The following is an 18,460-nucleotide window of genomic DNA, read 5'->3' as shown; positions in this document are numbered from 1 at the left end:
AAATGATCGAAGCGATGCACCTCCTCCCGCAAAGCTTCGATTGCGAGTGTCCTTACTCCTCCTCCCAGAGGGCACTTGCGGAATGGCGACACTCCTCCTCCCAGTCGCCGTTCGGTTCTATTTGAAAGCCTGCCGCACCTCCTCCCGCGGCAGGCTTTTTCGTTTCTGGGTCTTCGCGCGTCCTCTTCCAGTAAAAACCCGCCCACGTGGCGCCCGATGCTCGTCTGTTCACAAGGCACACGCCTGCCGCCGGCGGCGCATCCCGCCACCGGGGTTTCGTTCGACTTTTATATGCTTTTGGCTCAGCCCTTGGCCGTCACTGCCTCGAATGTCTCTTCGAGGATAGCCAGCAGATGGTCCGCGTCCCGCCGCGAGAAGATCATCGGCGGCCGCATCTTGAGGACGTTGTCGTGCGGCCCCTCGGTTCCCATCAGCACGCCGCGCTGCCGTGCACCGTTCGACACAGCTCGGGCGAACTCCGTGGCGGGCGCCTTGGTCTTTCGATCCGTCACCAATTCGATACCGAGGAACAGCCCCATGCCGCGCACGTCGCCGATCGCTTCATAGCGCTCCTGCATCGCTCGGAAACCGGCCATCAGATAATTGCCGACTTCCAGCGCGTTGTGGCGCAGATCCTCACCCTCGATCACATCGAGCACGGCAAGGCCGACGGCGCAGGACACCGGGTTTCCGCCGAACGTGTTGAAATATTCCATGCCGTTGTTGAAACTGTCGGCGATCTCCCGCGTCGTGACGACGGCGGCCAGCGGATGGCCGTCGCCGATCGGCTTGCCCATGGTGACGATGTCGGGGACGACCCCTTGCGTCTCGAAGGCCCACCAATGGCTGCCGACCCGGCCAAAGCCGACCTGCACCTCGTCGGCGATGCAGACGCCGCCTGCCTCGCGCACCATCCGGTAGACTTGCTCGAGATATCCGTCCGGCAGGAACACCTGGCCGGCTATGCTCGGGATGGATTCGGCGATGAAGAAGGCCGGCGCTCCGCCCTTCGCCTGCATCGCCGCAATCAGCTTGGCAACACTTTCGGCGAAGCGCTTGCCGTGTTCCTCGACCGGCCAATCGGCCGGCGCATGATAGCTGTCGGGAACCGGCGCGACATAGACATGGACTTTCTGTCCCTGGCCGCCCTTGCGCTGGAACTTGTAGGGGCTGATATCGATCAGTTCCTGCGTCGTGCCGTGATAGGCCCAGTCGAGGACGATTGCGTTTTCGCGGCCGGTATGGGCGCGCATCAAACGCAGGGCGAGGTTGTTTGCCTCCGAACCGCTGTTGACGAAGCCGGTAACCGTCAATTCCCCGGGCATGGTCGCCGTCAGCCGCTCGGCATAGGCAACGATGTTGTCATGCAGGTAGCGGGTATTGGTATTGAGCGTCGCGGCCTGCTTCGCCATGGCCTCAACCACCGCCGGGTGTGAGTGGCCGATGTGGCAGACATTGTTGAAGCAGTCGAGATAGGCGCGGCCGCGATCGTCGATCAGCCAGACGCCTTCGCCGCGGGCGAACTTGATCGGCTTGTCATAGGAGATCGACAGGTTCGGCAGCAGCAGTTCCTTGCGGCGCTTGACGATTTCTTGATGAGACCGGCCTTTTTGTTCGTAAAACTCCGGCGCAATACCGGCGAACATGCGCGCATCGGGGAACAGTTCGGCCCAGACATCGAGATAGCGCTCCTCGCCAACGCCGAGAATTTCGGTCGCGGAAAGGCTGGTGTCGGTGGAAATCTGCAGATGCAGGTGCGGCGCCCAGCCGCCGTTTTCGTTTGGAGCGCCCATCTTACCCACCAAAGCTCCAGCTTCCAGGCGGTCACCGGGTTTCAACCGGTCGAGCGCTTCGTGGGCAAGGTGCCCCCACAGGGTGACAAAGGCCGGGCAGCCCGCCGGCTCGTGACGGAGCGCGATCAGGCAGCCGTATCCGAGCGGCTCCTTTTCGATCTCGACGCTGACGACGGTGGCGGCCATTGGCGTGTAGACCCTGGTGCCGGCAGCCATGAAGAGGTCGAGACCGAGATGCCGGTTTCGGCGGGTGTTGTCGATCATCTTGGACACGAACATCTCGCCGGAATAGACCGTGCGCGCCTCGCCCCATGGACCGATGCCGAGGTCGGCACCGTGTTCGCGGCAATGGTCTTCCCAGATCGCCTGCGCCTCGTGCGGCCGCTCGCCTGCGGATTTTACCGTCATCGGGTGCGTCGGGTCGCCATAGGGCACCAGATCGGCCGGATAGGTCGCCGCCGGCCTATCGAGCAAAGGGTGCAACGTCTTGCGGTTCTCGGCGATCCATCTTGCGATGGTCCGCGCGCCAGGCGCGGCCTCGAAACCACAGGCATGGCGCAGGATCGCCGTGGCAAAGTGCGCGTTCATGGCGTCGAGCTTGCGCAGCAGGACCCAGGCCGGTTTCTCGCTGATGGCAAGATAGGGGTTTCCGTCGGTATGGGCCCGGCGCGATGCCGAGATCGTCACCGAAGTCACCAGCCGCATGGCGATGAGATCAAACAGGAGGTCGACTTCTTCTTCCAGCAGCGGATACTCCGCGTGAAAACCGCGCGCGACGACTGCGGCAGCGCCGATCGGATCGGCATGATCGAGACCGGCATAGGCGGCGGCGATCGCGATCTCGGCAATCACCGGAGCATAGAGCGCATCGCCGAAATCGATCACGCCGGCGATGCGATCGTGATCGGCGTTGTCGACGAGCACGTTCCAGTCATTGGCGTCGTTATGGATGACCGCCGAGCGCAGCTTCGGGAGCATCGGCACGACCTTGGTTTCGAAGCGGGCAAGAAACCGTTCAAGCAGGGCGCGGTCGTCCACATCGGCAATATGGTGGAGCCTTTCGGCGGACCGGCCGGCATTGCAGAGATTCCAGTCGAGATCACGCAGGGCGCCGGGATGCATGAAGCCTTTCAGTGAAGCATCGAAACGGCCAAGCAGGTGCCCAAGCGATTCCAGCGCCGTGTCGCTACGGGACGTCTGGGCAAGCGGAACACCGGGCACCCAGCCGACGAGCCGCAGCAGATGGTGAACGCCATGCGCGCTCGTTGCTTCCGCGAGGCTGGCGCCTGAAGCGGCCTTGCGGATATGCGGCACAGGAAGTTGCGGCGCGTGCGCGCCAATATGCGTAAGAAGCGCCGTCTGGAATTCGCTTTCCACCAACGGCTCGGCGGCATTGACGATTTTCAGGATATAGGTGCCGCCGTCGCCGGCCAGGACCTTGAAATTCTGGTCGCGCTCGCTGTCGAGCGGCGACAGCGTGCCGTCGAGGCAGTAATGCTCGGCAAGCAACAGCTTTGCCTGTTCGATCGAAAAATCCGGTGTGGTCTTCAGCATGTCGTTCATCGGTGGCCCTCTTCTGTCGAGCAGAGTTGCACGGGGAGCGGCTGCGCGCATCCGGCATTATGCCGGTTGCACCGGCATTGTGTTTCTAATAACCGTCATCTTGTCGGCACACTCGATGAGCGGAAATCATGCAGAACACAGACGCGATCGACCGGACGATCCTGAGCATCCTGTCGCGGGAGGCACGCATCCCGATGAAGTCGCTGGCAGGCCGGATCGGGCTCTCCCGAAGTGCGACGACGGAGCGGGTCAGCCGGCTTGAAAAGGCAGGCATCATCCGCGGCTACCGAGCCGATATCGGGCAACTGGAGGAGGGGCAGATCCATGCCTTCCTGCTCCTGACGCTGAAGCGCACCCCGTCGATCGGCGTGCTCGACCGGCTTGCGGGATTTTCCGCGGTGCGAAAAGTCTCTTCCGTTAGCGGCCAGCTCGATCTCGTCGTCGAGGTCGAGGTCGGATCGATCAATGCACTGAACGAACTGAGAAACGAAGTGGCCACATTCGACGACGTCGAAGACCTCACCACGTCGATCGTCCTTCGGCGCGATATCGAACGGAGCTGAGATTTCGCCTGCGCTTGACTTTGCTGCAATCGCAAACAAGATAATTTTTCGGCGAAGCGCAGGAAGAACCTGCGCTTCAAGCGGATCGCGCTGTCGTCGTGGTCACTCGGGAACGGTTGCTTCCTGTAAAAACAGACCGAATTCCTCCCGATACTGTCGTCGAAAAATTTGAAAGTCTTTCGCTTACGCCGTCGAAATGGACGGCTAGCGATCCGCGCCGCGAAACCGCACAATTGAAAAACCGTAAATGAGGCATCCGGCATCCCTTGGCGGGACGCGGGACCCTGATCGGGCAGGAGCCCCGACAAGTCGTGACGATTTGAAGATCGGTACAAATAGGTGGTCGCCGGAGGAGAAGGCGGTCCGCCAATGGTATTTGCCGGGATTGGATGATCCAGGCTAAGGGAGGAAATATGTTTGAACGGCTCTTCAAACTGAGTGAGCACAACACGACGGTCCGCACCGAACTGGTCGCCGGCCTCACGACATTTCTCACAATGTCGTACATCATCTTCGTCAACCCGGACATCTTGTCGACCACCGGCATGGATCGCGACGCGATCTTCGTCGCGACCTGTATCGCCGCAGCGCTCGGCTCGGCAGTCATGGCGCTCGTCGCCAACTGGCCGATCGGCATGGCACCGGGCATGGGCCTGAACGCCTTCTTCGCCTTCACGGTCGTTGCCGCACTCGGCTTCACCTGGCAGCAGGCGCTGGGCGCGGTCTTCATCTCCGGCCTGATCTTTGTCTTCCTGACGGTCACCGGCATTCGCAGTTGGCTGATCGCCGGTATCCCGCATTCGCTGCGCAGCGCGATCGCCACCGGTATCGGCCTCTTCCTCGGCATCATCGCACTGAAGAACGCCGGCATCGTCGTCGACAATCCGGCAACGCTCGTCGGTCTCGGCAGCCTCAAGGCAACCGGTCCGCTGCTCGCCATTTTCGGCTTCTTCGTCATCGCCGTACTCGACGCGCTGCGTGTCCGCGGGGCCATCCTGATCGGCATTCTGGCGGTGACGGTACTGTCATGGATCACCGGTGTCAGTGAATTCCGCGGGATCGTCTCGATGCCGCCGAGCATCGCGCCGACCTTCCTGCAACTCGACATCGTCGGCGCCCTGCATGGCGGCCTGATCCATGTCATCCTCGTCTTCGTTCTGGTCGAAGTCTTCGACGCCACGGGAACGCTGATCGGCGTCGCCAAGCGGGCCAATCTCATCCAGGAAGGCAAGCGCAGCCGCCTCGGCCGGGCGCTTCTGGCCGATAGTACGGCAATCGTCGCCGGTTCGCTGATCGGCACCAGCAGCACCACCGCCTATGTCGAAAGCGCCTCTGGCGTACAGGCTGGCGGGCGCACGGGTCTGACGGCTCTCGTCATTGCCATCCTGTTCCTCGCCTCGCTCTTCATCTCGCCGCTCGCCGGCTCGGTCCCGACCTATGCGACGGCGCCGGCGCTGCTTTACGTCGCCGGCCTGATGATGCGCGAACTGACGGAAGTCGAATGGGAAGACCTGACGGAAGCCGCACCGGCCGCGCTGACGGCGCTTGCCATGCCCTTCACCTATTCGATCGCCAACGGCCTCGCCTTCGGCTTCATCAGCTATGTCGTCCTGAAGGTCTTCACCGGCAAATGGCGCGTGCTGCATCCGGCAACGATGATAGTCGCAGCGCTCTTCATCATCCGCTTCGCCTTCTTCGCGGATTGATGGATCGGGTGGGGGAGATCGCCTCGCCTGCCAATCCTTCACAGATAGACCCGGGCCGGACCGCTTCGTTGCGGTTCGGCCCGTACTGCTGGCACCGAAGAATACGGAAAAACGCTGCCAAAGCCGTTGGCAGTGCAGTTGTTGTCCGTATTGCAATATGCACTACGATGCTCTATTTTTGGGTTAGAGAGGTGCCATATGGCCGTCGGTACTAAACGCAACGAACACCCTATTTCAATGCGCCTTCCCGAGGCCGATATCGCGATGATCGATCGCGCAGCAGGTCTGCGGGGCCGATCACGAACGGACTTCGTGCGCGATGCCGCCGTTCGCGCGGCCGAGGATGTCTTGATGGAGAACCGCCTTATCCGCATGAGCCCCGGCAGCTTCGCGGATTTCATGGCTGTGCTGTCCGAACCTGAGACCCCGGTACCCGAAATGGTGGAACTGGCAAAGCGCCCGGCTCCTTGGGAGCCAGGCTATGTCGCGAAATGACGAGCCGTGGATCTTTCGGCTCCCGAACCTCTTAGTTTGGTCCACGACGTCTCCGAGTTTTCCTGCGGAAAGCCGATCCTCGACCATTGGCTAAAGACCCGTGCTCTCTCCAATCAAGAGAAAGGTTTCACTGCCGTCCTGATTGTCCATGAAGCGGGTCGCGTCGTCGGCTACTACGGACTCGCGCCAACAGCAGTCGTTCCGAATGTACTTCCTCGCTCGATTCGTACCGGCCAACCGCCAGATCCCGTGCCCTGCCTGTTGCTGGGTCAGCTCGCGGTCGATTCCCGCTGGGTTGGAAGAGGAGTCGGGACAGGGCTTGTGAAGCATGCATTGCATCGTTGTGTGACCGCGGTAGGTCTTGTCGGAGGGCGCGCCCTCATCGTCAATGCAGTCGATCCGGAGGCCGCGGCGTTCTGGCAGCGGCGTGGCTTGATTCCTTCAACCGATGACCCCCTCGTCCTATTCCGCTCGATCGCCGCGATCGCTGCATCGATGACCGAAGCCCGGCTTTCTCGCGCACAGGACTGAGGGACAGTAACGCAGCCGTTCCGCGGAAAGGGCCAGCTGTGATCAGCGGATCAGGAACGGCTGCCCGTAGAAATGCTCTTCAAGATTGATGCCCTCGCCGCCGCGATCCACCACGGCGAATTCGGAGATGCCGTCCAGCGGCGTCAGGATGCCGTGCCAGACATTACGGCCGATATTGACGCCCTGTCCGGGCGCGGTCCTGAAGGCGATCGGCTGGCCCGGTCCATCGGCGGTTTCCTCTGCCACGACGACGAGGAACGGATGTTCGCTCAACGGAATGAACGCCTGACTGCCGAGCGGATGGCGCTCGACCATGGTCAGTTCCAGCGGCAATCGATAAGGTTCGCCACGCAACAGGCTGATCATCGCACGGGCCTTCTCGCCCGTCGTCTCGATCTTGGCGAGGTCGTGATAGCGCACGCATTTGCCCGCATTGATCGGGAAGCTTGGCGCACCCTCGGTTTCCAGGACTTCGCCGAACGGCGCGAAGGCCTCACGGGTGAGCGGTCTGATATCGATCGTTTTCATATGTCCTCCTCCTCAGGAATGTTTGCCGGGACTGCCGCCAGCCGCTCAGGCAGCCAGCATATCGGTGAGGCGAAGCAGGGCAATCCGCTCCACCTGACGGCAGGCCGTATCAAACTCGGTCTGCCGATCATTGCCGATGCGCCGCTCGAAGGCGGCGAGAATATCGTCCTTCGTGAGACCCCTGACGGCGATGATAAAGGGAAAGCCGAAGGTCTTGACGTAGCGGCTGTTGAGATCGGTGAAACGCACGCGTTCGGCATCCGTCAGCGCATCGAGCCCGGCGGACGCCTGCTCGCTGGTCGAGCTTTCAGTCAGCCGTTTCGCCTGCGCAAGCTTGCCGGCGAGATCCGGGTGCGCATTGAGCACGCCGAGCCGCTTTGCGTCGCTCGCTTCGCGGAACACCGCCGCCAGCGCGGCGTGAAGCCCGATCGCCGTATCATTGGCAGGCCCGAGTTCTTCGGCGAAGGCGCGTCGAGCGATCCAGTCCGAATGCTCGAACACGCCGCCGAAGCGCGCGACGAATTCATCCTCCGTCAGGCGCGATGGACGGCACTCGTTGGGTTGAAAGGGATGCGCTTTTGCCCAATGGTCGGCAATATCGATGCGACGGGCCAACCAGATCTTGTCGTGGCTCTTCACGTAGTCGATGAACCGGGCAAGCGCCGCAGCCCGCCCCGGCCGGCCGGCGAGGCGGCAGTGCAGGCCGATATTCATCATCTTCGGCGCGCCGCCTGCCCCTTCGGCATAAAGCACGTCGAACGTATCCTTCAGATAACTGAAGAACTGGTCGCCGCTGTTGAACCCTTGAGCGGTTGCAAAACGCATGTCGTTGGTGTCGAGCGTATAGGGAATGACGAGCTGGTGCCTGCCGCCATGCTCGTGCCAATAGGGCAGGTCGTCGGCATAGCTGTCGGAAACATAGGCAAATCCGCCTTCCTCGGTGACGAGATCGACGGTGTTTGCCGAGCAGCGGCCGGTGTACCAGCCAAGCGGCCGCTCGCCGGTGACGATCTCATGCAACCTTACCGCTTCGGCGATTTGCTTGCGCTCCTCGCCGGGATCCATGTCCTTGTGCTCGACCCATTTCAACCCGTGCGAGGCGATTTCCCAGCCGGCCTTTTGCATCGCCTCGACCTGCGCCGGCGAGCGCTTCAGCGCGGTTGCAACGCCATAGACCGTTACCGGGACCTGCCGATCGGCCAGCAGCCGGTGCAGCCGCCAGAAACCGGCGCGAGCGCCGTATTCATAGATCGATTCCATGTTCCAGTGGCGCTGTCCGGACCAGGCCTGGGCGCCGACGATTTCCGACAGGAAGGCCTCGGATCCGGGGTCTCCGTGCAGCACGCAGTTCTCGCCGCCCTCCTCGTAGTTGACGACGAATTGCACGGCGATGCGGGCGCCATCGGGCCAGACGGCGTCCGGCGTGGTCGCGCCATATCCATGCAAGTCACGGGGATACCTCATGCAGCCATTCCTCCTCAGCTTTCGATTGGCCGATTTTTTACCGGAAAACGCGCGTGCTATTTCCCTCGAAAAATTTGAAAGTCTCGAAGGATAAGCGCGCTACCGCAGCAAAGTGGCTTGAAGGATAGTGACCGAACGAATGCAGTTTTCGGAGGGTGAAACGCATGCAATCCATCACTGGTCGGCTGACGACCCATGTGCTCGACACGGCGCTCGGCAAACCGGCCGAAGGCCTGCGCATCGACCTTTTCCGCGTCGAGGGCGACAAGGCCGAGCAGATCGGCTCGACCAGGACCAATGACGATGGTCGCTGCGATGCGCCGCTTCTCTCCGGCGAGCGCATGAAGGCCGGAACCTACGAGCTGCGTTTCCATGCCGGCGACTATCTCGGCCGCATGGCCGGTAAGGTCGCCTTCCTCGATATCATCCCGATCCGCTTCGGCTTCGCCGACGAGACGGCGCACTACCACGTGCCGCTGCTTCTTTCGCCGTACAGCTATTCGACCTATCGCGGGAGCTGAGCGATGACCGTCGACACCCGCAACACCATCCGTTTCCTGCTCAATCACCGGCCGGTCGAGCTGTCCTCGGTCTCACCGGTCCAGACGCTGCTCGATTTCCTCAGGCTTGACCGTAATCTGCGCGGCACCAAGGAAGGCTGCGCCGAGGGCGATTGCGGCGCCTGCACGGTCCTCGTCGGCCGGCTGCTCGACGGGCGGCTGAAATACGAGACCGTCAATGCCTGCATCCGCTTCGTCGGCTCGCTCGACGGCTGTCATGTCGTTACGGTGGATTGCCTCGCCACATCCGGCGGCCCGCTGCATCCGGTGCAGCAGGCAATGGTCGATACGCACGCGTCGCAATGCGGCTTCTGCACACCCGGTTTCGTCATGTCGCTTTACGGCCTCTGGATGGAAAATCCGAAGCCATCGGTGACAGAAATCGAGAAGGCGCTGCAGGGCAATCTCTGTCGCTGCACCGGCTATGCCGCCATCATCCGCGCAGCGGAAGCAATCTCGACGATCGGCGATCTCGGCCGCGATCCGCTGGTGCTGGAACGGGAAGCGATCGGGCAAAAGCTGGCGGCGTTGAAGGACGGCAAGCGCGTTGTTATCGGCGAAGGTGCTGAGCGTTTCGTGCTGCCGGCCACGGTCGATGATCTCGCTGAAATCTACGAGGCCGAGCCTGCAGCCCGCATCGTCGCCGGCTCGACCGACGTTGGCTTGTGGGTGACGAAGCTCATGCGCAACATCTCGCCGGTCGTCCATCTCGGTCATCTGGACGAGCTTCGGCGCATTACGGTGGACGAGGCCGGTATCACGCTCGGCGCCGGTGTCAGTTATACGGAATCCTTTCCGGTCATCACCGGGCACTTCCCGCAACTCACCGAACTCTGGAACCGGATCGGCGGTGAGCAGGTGCGCAACATGGGCACCATCGGCGGCAACATCGCCAACGGCTCGCCGATCGGCGACACGCCGCCGGCACTGATCGCGCTTGGCGCCTCGGTCGTCCTGCGCAAGGGCAAGCAGCAGCGCATTGTGCCGCTCGAAAGCTTCTTCATCGAATACGGCAAGCAGGACCGCCACCCCGGCGAATTCGTCGAAGCCGTGCGCATCCCCTTCCTCAACGAGAATGCACGTTACGCCGTCTACAAGATCACCAAGCGGCTGGACGAGGACATCTCCGCCGTCTGCGGTGCCTTCCATCTGACCTTTGATGCCAACGGTAAGGTCGCCGGTGCGGTGATCGCCTATGGCGGTATGGCCGGTACACCGAAGCGGGCGGAGAATGCCGAAGCCGCGCTGAACGGCGCCGAATGGAACGAAGCCACGATCGAAGCCGCCATGGACGCGCTCGGGGCGGACTACACGCCGCTGACCGACTGGCGGGCATCGGCGGACTACCGACTGCTGGTCGCCAAGAACCTTTTGCGCCGCTTCTATCTGGAGACGCAGGGCGCGGAGCCCGTGCGGCTCGACCGCAAGATCAAGCTGGCCGTGTGAGGAGACGAGATCATGAACGTGATGCAGCCCATCGACCGCATCCGCGGTGGCGTGCATGAGAAGGAACGTCACGAATCCGGCCACAAGCATGTGACGGGAACGGCCGAATATATCGACGACATGCCCGAGCCCGCCGGCACCCTGCATGCCTATCTCGGCCTGTCTGAGCGCGCCCATGCCGAGATCCTGTCGATCGATTTCGATGCGGTGAAGTCTGCCCGCGGCGTCATCGGTATCCTGACCGCGGCCGATATTCCCGGCGAAAATGACGTCAGCCCGGCACACAGACACGACGATCCGGTCTTCGCCACGACCCGCGTCGAATTCCACGGCCAGCCGATCTTCGCCGTCATTGCCGAGACGCGCGACGAAGCCCGCCGGGCTGCGGCAAAGGTCAAGATCGACTACAAGGATCTGCCGCATGTCACCGACGTCGTCGAAGCGGCCGCCGCGAATTGTCCTCTAGTCATCGATCCCCTGAAGCTGGAGCGCGGCGATATCGCCGCCGGTTTTGCCAAGGCGAAGAACGTTGTCGAAGGCGAGATGCGTATCGGCGGCCAGGATCACTTCTATCTCGAGGGTCATATCTCGTTCGCCATCCCCGGCGAGGATGACGAGATCACCGTCTATTGCTCGACCCAGCATCCGAGCGAGACGCAGCATATGGTCGGCCAGGTGCTCGGCATTCCCTCCAATGCCGTGACAATCAATGTGCGGCGCCTGGGCGGCGCCTTCGGCGGCAAGGAAACGCAGGCAAACCTGTTTGCCGCCGTCGCCGCGTTGGCGGCGAAAAAATATCGCTGTGCGGTGAAAATCCGCCCGGACCGCGACGACGACATGACCGCAACCGGCAAACGTCATGACTTTCACGTCGGCTACAAGATCGGCTTCGACGACGATGGCCGCATCGAGGCGGTGGACGCCGTCTTCTCGGCCCGCTGCGGATTTTCGGCCGATCTCTCCGGCCCCGTCACCGACCGCGCGCTGTTCCATGCCGACAACTGCTATTTCTACCCGCATGTCCGGTTGCAGTCGCGACCGCTGAAAACCAATACCGTTTCCAACACCGCCTTCCGCGGCTTCGGTGGCCCGCAGGGCATGGTCGGAGGCGAGCGCATGATCGAGGAGGTCGCCTATGCGCTCGGCAAGGACCCGCTCGAAATCCGCAAGCTGAATTTCTACGGCGGCGAAGGGCGCAATCTCACGCCCTATCACCAGACGGTCGAAGACAACATCATCGGCCGCATCATCGAGGAGTTGGAGATTTCTTCCAATTATGCCGCGCGCCGGGAGGAGGTTCTCGCCTTTAACCGCAAGAGCCGGATCATCAAGCGCGGTATTGCGCTGACCCCGGTGAAATTCGGCATCTCCTTCACCAAGACGGAATACAACCAGGCCGGCGCGCTGGTCCATGTCTATTCGGATGGCTCAATCCATCTGAACCACGGCGGCACGGAAATGGGGCAGGGCCTCTACACCAAGGTGGCCCAGGTCGTCGCCGACGAATTCCAGGTCGATCTCGACCGGATCAAGGTCACCGCGACGACGACCGGCAAGGTGCCGAACACCTCGGCCACCGCCGCCTCCTCCGGATCGGACTTGAACGGGATGGCCGCCGCCAATGCCGCGCAGCAGATCAAGGCGCGGCTTGTAAAGTTCGCCGCGGAACGTTGGGGCGTCAGCGAGTATGACGTTGCTTTCGAGCCGAACACCGTTCGCGTCGGTGTCGAGCGCATTGCTTTTTCCGAGTTCATCAAGCTTGCCTATGGCTCGCGCATCCAGCTTTCGGCGGCCGGTTTCTACAAGACGCCGAAAATCCACTGGAACCGTTCGGAGGGCCGGGGACGGCCCTTCTTCTACTATGCCTATGGCGCGTCCTGCTCGGAGGTCAGCGTCGATACGCTGACCGGCGAATATCAGGTCGATCGCGCCGATGTGCTGCATGATGTCGGCAAGTCGCTGAACCCGGCCTTGGATATCGGCCAGGTCGAGGGTGCCTTCGTGCAGGGCATGGGCTGGCTGACGACGGAAGAACTTTGGTGGGATGCCAAGGGGCGTCTGCGCACCTATGCGCCGTCGACCTACAAGATCCCGCTCGCCTCCGACCGGCCGCGCATCTTCAACGTCAGGCTGGCCGAATGGTCGGTCAACCGCGAGGAAACCATCCGCCGCTCCAAGGCGGTCGGCGAACCGCCCTTCATGCTGCCGATCTCGGTGCTCGAAGCGATCTCGATGGCGGCGGCGAGCGTTGCGGAGTATCGTATGGCGCCGCGCATCGATGCGCCGGCGACGCCTGAGCGTGTCCTGCTCGCCGTCGAACGCTTGCGGCGGGCCGCGAAGAACGGGTGATTGGCATGGCTGCCAGACGTGAAGACATTCGGGATTTCTTGCGTCGCGAACCGGACTGCGTGCTCGTCAAGGTAACGGGTACGGCCGGTTCCACGCCGCGCGACACCGATGCCTGGATGCTGGTGGCAGCCGATTGCCTCTTCGGTACGGTCGGCGGCGGTCAGCTGGAATATATGGCAATCGACCACGCCCGGCGGGCTTTGCGGCAGGGCGTGCCGGCGGAGGCAATGAACATCCCGCTCGGCCCTGAAATCGGCCAATGCTGCGGCGGTCGCGTTGGCCTTTCCTTCACGGCGATGAACGCCGACCTGGCCACGCTCCTCATCACTCGCAGCGATCGAGAAATGGCCGCACGGCCGCATGTCTATGTCTTCGGTGCCGGCCATGTCGGTGACGCCTTGGCCATGGCTCTGTCCCTGGCGCCGGTGCGCACCGTGCTTGTGGATACCCGCGAGGAGGAACTGTCGGCTTCGAATGTGGAGGGTATCGAAACCTGCCTGGCGGCGATGCCGGAAGCGGTCGTGCGCGATGCTCCTGCGGGCAGTTCGTTTGTCATTCTCACCCATGACCATGCTCTGGATTTCCTGATTGCCGCCGAAGCGTTGCGCCGCGACGATGCCGCTTACGTCGGCATGATCGGTTCGAAGACCAAACGCGCCACCTTCAAGAACTGGCTCAGCCGCGAAATCGGCCGGCCGGAACTTTTCAACCGGCTGATCTGCCCGATCGGCGGCACGGCGGTCAAGGACAAGCGCCCGGCGGTCATCGCAGCGCTTGCGGCGGCGGAGATCGTGGTTGCGGCGCTAAATTGCGACGCGCAGAGGCATTCTCCAAAAGCCGGCCGCGGTGAGATTTCGAAAACCGCATTGCCGCATTGAGGGCAATTCGCGGCTACATCCAGGGATTGAGGCAGCTCAGGCCGAGCGGTTCGAAATGTGCCGTGTTACGGGTGACGATCTTGAGTTGATGCACGATCGCTGTCGCTGCGATCATTGCATCCGCGGAGGGCCGTTTGTCTGCCGTCGGCAGCCTGCCCGTGACAGAGGCGATCTCGAGATCGAAGGGTAGGATGCGGCCTTCGAAACCCGGAAGAACGACATCCGTCAGCCAGCGCGCCAGTTCATCCGCAAATGCGGCATCATGGCTTCGTTCGCGCATGATGCCAAATTCGATCTCCATGATCGTGACAGCCGAGACGTAAGCGCTGTCGGCATCGAAACTGGTGAGGAAATTTCGGAACTCGGCGCTCTGGCGTTCAGGCCGGCGCGCGGCCGAAACCACGTTGGTATCGAGAAGAAAAGCCATCAGAACGCGACGTCACGTCCCGAAAAATCGACCCTTTCCGGCTCAAAATCCTTGCCTGAATCCGGTGAGCGGTCGGCCAGCGCGTCCAGCAGGGTCTTCGACTTCGTCCAGTTCATGGTGAAATCCGCATAGGTGACGAGGACATAGCTCGCCTCGCCATGCTCGGTGATCACGAGAGGCTGCTTGTCCGCTTCCTTTTTTGCCCGGCTCGGATTCTGGTTGAAGGCGGCGCTGGTCATCGAAGACAATTTCATTGCCATTCCTCAAAATAGGATATTTAACAAAATATATACTAGATTTTAACCGGCCACAAGGAAGCCTCTACTCCAGCATCTTGCCGATCAGCCGCTGACAGCGCTCGGCCATGAAATCGATCATCAGCCGGACCTTCGGATCCTGGAAGCGCTTGTGCGGATAGATCGCTGCGAGCTGGACGCTGGCCGGCGGTGTATCTTCCAGTATCTCCACCAGCGTGCCGTCGTTGAGGTACGCCTTCACCTCAAACAGCGGTTTGTTGATGATGCCGCGGCCTTCCAGTGCCCATTGCGTCAGGACGTCGCCGTCATCGGAATCATAGGGGCCGCCGATCTCGAACTTGCGGATACCGTCCGGCGTCTGCAGGGTCCAATAATATTCCTTGGAGCCCGGGTAGCGCAGCAGCAGGCAGTCGTGCTTGTCATCGATCAGCGCATCCGGCGTTTCCGGCTTGCCGCGCTTTTCCAGATAGGCGGGCGCGGCGCAGACGACGCGCTGACAGTTCAAAATGCCGCGCATGCGCAGGTTCGAATCCTCGAGCACACCGAGCTTGAAGGCGACGTCGACGCCTTCGCTCAAGATATCGACATTGTGGTCGGAGAGACGCAGGCGCACCTCGATATCCGGATATTTATCGTGGAACTCCGGAATGCCCGACGCGATCAGGCGCCGGCCGATGCCGAGCGGTGCGGTGATCCGGAGCGAGCCCTTCGGATTGTGCGAGAGATCGGCGATCGCGCTTTCCGCCTCGTTCACGGCCTCGATGATCTTGACGGCGCCCTGGTAGAAGACGCGGCCGTGTTCGGTCGGCGAGAGCTTACGCGTCGTACGGTTGAACAGGCGCACACCGAGATGCCGTTCCAGTTCCTTGATGCGGTTGCTGGCGACGGCAGGCGTCACCCGCTGGTCGCGGCCGGCGGAGGAAAGGGTACCGAGTTCGACGACCCGGACGAAGACGCGCACATTATCGAGATAGGACATGACGCTTTTCTACCATATTGCCAATCGAACCACAGCGGGGGTGATCTTATAGATTTTTTTGAAAGTGTTGGGGATTAACCGGCATTTCGGCGAAGATCGCAGGGTGGCAAAACTCTCCCAAACAGGGGGAGAACCCATATGTATGAATATGCCATCGCCTGGGACTGGCTGACCTTCGCCGTCCGCTGGCTTCACGTCATCACCGGTATCGCCTGGATCGGTTCGTCGTTCTACTTCGTCGCGCTGGACCTCGGTTTGCGCAAACGCCCGGATTTGCCGGCCGGCGCCCATGGAGAGGAATGGCAGGTCCATGGCGGCGGGTTTTATCACATCCAGAAATATCTGGTGGCGCCGGCCAACATGCCGGAGCACCTGATCTGGTTCAAATGGGAAAGTTACGTCACCTGGCTGTCGGGCTTCGGCCTGCTGTGTCTGGTCTACTACGCCGGGGCCGATCTTTACCTTATCGACCCGAGCGTGCTGGATGTCTCCAAGCCGGTTGCGATCGGCATCTCGCTTGCCTCCGTCGCCTTCGGCTGGATCATCTACGACCTGATCTGCAAGTCGCCCTTCGGCAACGACAACACGCGGCTGATGGTGCTGCTCTACTTCATCCTGGTCGCCATGGCCTGGGGCTATACCCAGCTCTTCACCGGCCGCGCCGCCTTCCTGCATCTCGGCGCCTTTACCGCGACCATCATGTCGGCGAATGTCTTTTTCATCATCATCCCGAACCAGAAGATCGTGGTTGCCGACCTGATTGCCGGGCGCACGCCGGATGCGAAATACGGCAAGATCGCCAAGCAGCGCTCGACGCACAACAACTATCTGACGCTGCCGGTCCTGTTCCTGATGCTGTCGAACCATTATCCGCTGGCGTTCGGCACCGCGTACAACTGGATCATCGCCTCGCTCGTCTTCCTGATGGGCGTCACCATCCGGCACTATTTCAACACGCGCCACGCCAATGCCGGCAATCCGACCTGGACCTGGCTGGCGACCGCGCTCCTCTTCATCGCCATCATGTGGCTGTCGACCGTTCCGAAGATCCTGAGCGGCGAGCCGGAAAAGGTATCGGCGGCGCAGCAGCCGTTCATCACGGCGGAGGCGTTTCCGAAGGTGCGCGACACGATCCTCGGGCGCTGTTCCATGTGCCATGCCAAGGAGCCCGGCTGGGAGGGCATGATCGTGCCGCCCAAGGGTGTAATGCTGGAGAACGATGCTGAGATCGCTGCCCATGCCCGGGAAATCTATCTGCAGGCGGGGCGGTCTCATGCCATGCCGCCGGCCAATGTCACCGCCATTTCCGATGACGAGCGGCAACTGCTCGTTTCCTGGTACGAGGCGGTTGTGAACGGAGGAAAAACCCAATGACCGAACTCCTGATCCGCGGACGCGTGCTCACCTTCATTGACGAGCCGCAGGGCATCGATGATACAGCATCCTACAGGTGCGTGGAGGATGGCGCGGTGCTGGTCCGCGACGGCAAGATCGCTGCGGTGGGCGACTACGCCGAGATCCGCAGGGCCACCGGCGCCGACATGACGGTGGCCGACCACCGGCCGAACCTTGTGCTCCCCGGACTGATCGACACGCATCTGCATTTTCCCCAGACGCAGGCGATCGCCTCCTACGGGGCGCAGCTGCTCGAATGGCTGAACACTTACATCTTCGTCGAAGAGCAAAAGTTTGCCGCGCCGGAGCATGCCGCCTTCATCGCCGGACGGTTCATGGACGAGCTGCTGTCCAACGGCACGACGACGGCGGTCGCCTATTGTTCGGTCCACCCGCAAAGCGTCGACGCCTATTTCACCGCGGCGGAACAGCGCGGCATGCTGATGATCGGCGGCAAGGTGATGATGGATCGCAATGCACCCGACGCGCTCAGGGACACGCCACAGACTGGCTACGACGAGACGAAGCGGCTGATCGGCAAGTGGCATGGCCGGGGCAGGGCGCACTATGCGATCAGCCCGCGTTTCGCGATCACCTCGACGCCGGAGCAGATGGAGATGAGCCGGGCACTCGTTGACGAGCATCCGGATTGTTACGTGCAGACGCATCTTTCGGAAAACAGGGACGAGATCGCCTTTGCCACCTCGCTCTATCCGGATGCGAAGGACTATACCGACATCTACGCCCACTACGATCTTTTGACCGACAAGACGCTGCTTGGGCATTGCATTTATCTCAGCGACCGGGAGATCTCGGTGCTGGCAGAGACGGGCGCGGTCGGCGTGTTCTGCCCGACCTCCAATCTCTTCCTCGGCTCCGGCCTGTTCGACCGCGACCGCTTCGACAAGTTTGGCGCTCGTTGGTCGGTCGCGACCGATGTCGGGGCGGGCACCAGTTTCTCGATGCTGGAGACGATGGACGAGGCCTACAAGGTGCTGCATTTGCAGGGCCAGCGGCTTTCGCCGCTCAATTCCTTCTACCGCATGACGCTCGGCAATGCCCGGGCGCTTGGGCTTGAGGACCGGATCGGTTCGCTGCATGCAGGCGCCGATGCCGATATCGTCATCCTCGACTCGCGCGGCAAATCGGCGATGGAGCTTCGGATGCGGACGGTGAAATCGCTGGTCGAGGAACTGTTCATCCTGCAGACCATGGGGGACGATCGCTGCGTGGCCGAGGTTTATGTGGCCGGCAAGGCGATGAAGGGCCGGAAGGCGGCCGCGAGGCGGGAGCTGGAGACGGCGTGAGGTTTACTCTCCCGTTGAGGGGGGGCGGAGCGAAGCTCCGGGGTGGGGTGATCTTTGTGCGTGCCTGACAGTCACCCCCACCCGCCGCTTCGCGGCGACCTCCCCCCTCAAGGGGGAGGTGGGAGGCCACCGCGATCTCCTTCTTCTCCCCGTCGGGGAGAAGTGCCGAGCATGGCGAGGCGATGACCGGTGGGGCGGCGAACCCCGCGGTTGTGGCTC

At 62.0% G+C, this 18,460-nt stretch carries 16 protein-coding genes; 10 read left to right on the top strand and 6 right to left on the bottom strand.

The genetic code is table 11. The features are described 5' to 3' along the window. Positions 1-302: 302 nt before the first annotated feature. Complete coding sequence (locus tag ACSQ3F_RS21105) at positions 303-3,356, bottom strand: aminotransferase class III-fold pyridoxal phosphate-dependent enzyme (protein WP_436102232.1); 3,054 nt, start codon at positions 3,354-3,356, stop codon at positions 303-305. Between the two features lie 128 nt (positions 3,357-3,484). On the opposite strand from ACSQ3F_RS21105, the gene ACSQ3F_RS21100 reads away from it, so the two are divergent. From ACSQ3F_RS21100 to ACSQ3F_RS21085, 4 genes are all read left to right on the top strand, one after another. Then, the gene (locus tag ACSQ3F_RS21100; protein ID WP_436102231.1) at positions 3,485-3,919 is read left to right on the top strand and encodes an Lrp/AsnC family transcriptional regulator; all 435 of its coding nucleotides are present in this window, start codon (positions 3,485-3,487) and stop codon (positions 3,917-3,919) included. A gap of 413 nt (positions 3,920-4,332) precedes the next feature. Continuing rightward, the gene (locus ACSQ3F_RS21095; RefSeq protein ID WP_436102230.1) at positions 4,333-5,625 is read left to right on the top strand and encodes an NCS2 family permease; all 1,293 of its coding nucleotides are present in this window, start codon (positions 4,333-4,335) and stop codon (positions 5,623-5,625) included. A 198-nt stretch (positions 5,626-5,823) separates the two neighbouring features. Beyond that, positions 5,824-6,120, top strand: a complete 297-nt coding sequence (locus tag ACSQ3F_RS21090) for a DUF1778 domain-containing protein (protein ID WP_436102229.1) — start codon at positions 5,824-5,826, stop codon at positions 6,118-6,120. Positions 6,121-6,126: 6 nt separating this feature from the next. Continuing rightward, positions 6,127-6,651, top strand: coding sequence for a GNAT family N-acetyltransferase (locus ACSQ3F_RS21085; RefSeq protein WP_436102228.1), 525 nt, complete (start codon positions 6,127-6,129; stop codon positions 6,649-6,651). 42 nt (positions 6,652-6,693) lie between these two features. Here ACSQ3F_RS21085 and ACSQ3F_RS21080 read toward each other — a convergent pair whose 3' ends face one another. Continuing rightward, on the bottom strand, positions 6,694-7,179 hold the full coding sequence (locus tag ACSQ3F_RS21080; protein WP_436102227.1) for an ureidoglycolate lyase: 486 nt from the start codon (positions 7,177-7,179) through the stop codon (positions 6,694-6,696). Positions 7,180-7,224: 45 nt separating this feature from the next. Further along, positions 7,225-8,643 (bottom strand): allantoinase PuuE, encoded by a 1,419-nt coding sequence (gene puuE / locus ACSQ3F_RS21075; protein ID WP_436102226.1) that lies wholly within the window; start codon positions 8,641-8,643, stop codon positions 7,225-7,227. A gap of 164 nt (positions 8,644-8,807) precedes the next feature. Here puuE and uraH point away from each other — a divergent pair, with 164 nt between their 5' ends. The 4 genes from uraH to xdhC are packed head-to-tail and all read left to right on the top strand — an operon-like array spanning position 8,808 to position 13,876. Then, complete coding sequence (gene uraH / locus ACSQ3F_RS21070) at positions 8,808-9,164, top strand: hydroxyisourate hydrolase (RefSeq protein ID WP_436102225.1); 357 nt, start codon at positions 8,808-8,810, stop codon at positions 9,162-9,164. Positions 9,165-9,167: 3 nt separating this feature from the next. Continuing rightward, a complete protein-coding gene (xdhA, locus tag ACSQ3F_RS21065) occupies positions 9,168-10,649 on the top strand; it encodes a xanthine dehydrogenase small subunit (protein ID WP_436102224.1) in 1,482 nt (493 codons plus the stop codon). Positions 10,650-10,661: 12 nt separating this feature from the next. Further along, positions 10,662-12,998 (top strand): xanthine dehydrogenase molybdopterin binding subunit, encoded by a 2,337-nt coding sequence (xdhB, locus tag ACSQ3F_RS21060; RefSeq protein ID WP_436102223.1) that lies wholly within the window; start codon positions 10,662-10,664, stop codon positions 12,996-12,998. Positions 12,999-13,003: 5 nt separating this feature from the next. Then, positions 13,004-13,876, top strand: a complete 873-nt coding sequence (xdhC, locus tag ACSQ3F_RS21055) for a xanthine dehydrogenase accessory protein XdhC (RefSeq protein WP_436102222.1) — start codon at positions 13,004-13,006, stop codon at positions 13,874-13,876. 13 nt (positions 13,877-13,889) lie between these two features. On the opposite strand, the gene ACSQ3F_RS21050 is transcribed toward xdhC, so the two are convergent. The 3 genes from ACSQ3F_RS21050 to ACSQ3F_RS21040 form a co-directional block, all read right to left on the bottom strand. Then, a complete protein-coding gene (locus tag ACSQ3F_RS21050; protein WP_436102221.1) occupies positions 13,890-14,303 on the bottom strand; it encodes a type II toxin-antitoxin system VapC family toxin in 414 nt (137 codons plus the stop codon). After that, positions 14,303-14,557, bottom strand: a complete 255-nt coding sequence (locus ACSQ3F_RS21045) for a type II toxin-antitoxin system Phd/YefM family antitoxin (RefSeq protein WP_436102220.1) — start codon at positions 14,555-14,557, stop codon at positions 14,303-14,305. The genes ACSQ3F_RS21050 and ACSQ3F_RS21045 overlap by 1 nt, the downstream gene beginning before the upstream one ends. A gap of 67 nt (positions 14,558-14,624) precedes the next feature. Next, positions 14,625-15,539 carry a LysR family transcriptional regulator gene (locus ACSQ3F_RS21040; protein WP_436102219.1) on the bottom strand — a complete coding sequence of 305 codons (915 nt, stop codon included), beginning with the start codon at positions 15,537-15,539 and terminating at the stop codon, positions 14,625-14,627. 138 nt (positions 15,540-15,677) lie between these two features. Between ACSQ3F_RS21040 and ACSQ3F_RS21035 the strand changes: the two genes are divergently transcribed. Together ACSQ3F_RS21035 and guaD are read left to right on the top strand one after the other, a co-directional pair. After that, on the top strand, positions 15,678-16,913 hold the full coding sequence (locus ACSQ3F_RS21035) for a urate hydroxylase PuuD (RefSeq protein ID WP_436102218.1): 1,236 nt from the start codon (positions 15,678-15,680) through the stop codon (positions 16,911-16,913). Then, positions 16,910-18,241, top strand: a complete 1,332-nt coding sequence (gene guaD / locus ACSQ3F_RS21030; protein WP_436102217.1) for a guanine deaminase — start codon at positions 16,910-16,912, stop codon at positions 18,239-18,241. Before ACSQ3F_RS21035 ends, guaD begins: the two co-directional genes overlap by 4 nt. Positions 18,242-18,460 lie beyond the last annotated feature (219 nt).

The sequence above is a fragment of the Pararhizobium sp. LjRoot238 genome (assembly GCF_964252955.1).
Lineage (GTDB): Bacteria > Pseudomonadota > Alphaproteobacteria > Rhizobiales > Rhizobiaceae > Pararhizobium.
This window is presented reverse-complemented; position numbering and strand designations above follow the sequence as displayed.

What these genes read in the sequence shown, in the direction of transcription:
- ACSQ3F_RS21105 (WP_436102232.1), bottom strand. Translation starts at nt 3,356, where the DNA reads ATGAACGACATGCTGAAGACCACACCGGATTTTTCGATCGAACAGGCA.
- ACSQ3F_RS21100 (WP_436102231.1), top strand. Translation starts at nt 3,485, where the DNA reads ATGCAGAACACAGACGCGATCGACCGGACGATCCTGAGCATCCTGTCG.
- ACSQ3F_RS21095 (WP_436102230.1), top strand. Translation starts at nt 4,333, where the DNA reads ATGTTTGAACGGCTCTTCAAACTGAGTGAGCACAACACGACGGTCCGC.
- ACSQ3F_RS21090 (WP_436102229.1), top strand. Translation starts at nt 5,824, where the DNA reads ATGGCCGTCGGTACTAAACGCAACGAACACCCTATTTCAATGCGCCTT.
- ACSQ3F_RS21080 (WP_436102227.1), bottom strand. Translation starts at nt 7,179, where the DNA reads ATGAAAACGATCGATATCAGACCGCTCACCCGTGAGGCCTTCGCGCCG.
- puuE (WP_436102226.1), bottom strand. Translation starts at nt 8,643, where the DNA reads ATGAGGTATCCCCGTGACTTGCATGGATATGGCGCGACCACGCCGGAC.
- uraH (WP_436102225.1), top strand. Translation starts at nt 8,808, where the DNA reads ATGCAATCCATCACTGGTCGGCTGACGACCCATGTGCTCGACACGGCG.
- xdhA (WP_436102224.1), top strand. Translation starts at nt 9,168, where the DNA reads ATGACCGTCGACACCCGCAACACCATCCGTTTCCTGCTCAATCACCGG.
- xdhB (WP_436102223.1), top strand. Translation starts at nt 10,662, where the DNA reads ATGAACGTGATGCAGCCCATCGACCGCATCCGCGGTGGCGTGCATGAG.
- xdhC (WP_436102222.1), top strand. Translation starts at nt 13,004, where the DNA reads ATGGCTGCCAGACGTGAAGACATTCGGGATTTCTTGCGTCGCGAACCG.
- ACSQ3F_RS21050 (WP_436102221.1), bottom strand. Translation starts at nt 14,303, where the DNA reads ATGGCTTTTCTTCTCGATACCAACGTGGTTTCGGCCGCGCGCCGGCCT.
- ACSQ3F_RS21045 (WP_436102220.1), bottom strand. Translation starts at nt 14,557, where the DNA reads ATGAAATTGTCTTCGATGACCAGCGCCGCCTTCAACCAGAATCCGAGC.
- ACSQ3F_RS21040 (WP_436102219.1), bottom strand. Translation starts at nt 15,539, where the DNA reads ATGTCCTATCTCGATAATGTGCGCGTCTTCGTCCGGGTCGTCGAACTC.
- ACSQ3F_RS21035 (WP_436102218.1), top strand. Translation starts at nt 15,678, where the DNA reads ATGTATGAATATGCCATCGCCTGGGACTGGCTGACCTTCGCCGTCCGC.
- guaD (WP_436102217.1), top strand. Translation starts at nt 16,910, where the DNA reads ATGACCGAACTCCTGATCCGCGGACGCGTGCTCACCTTCATTGACGAG.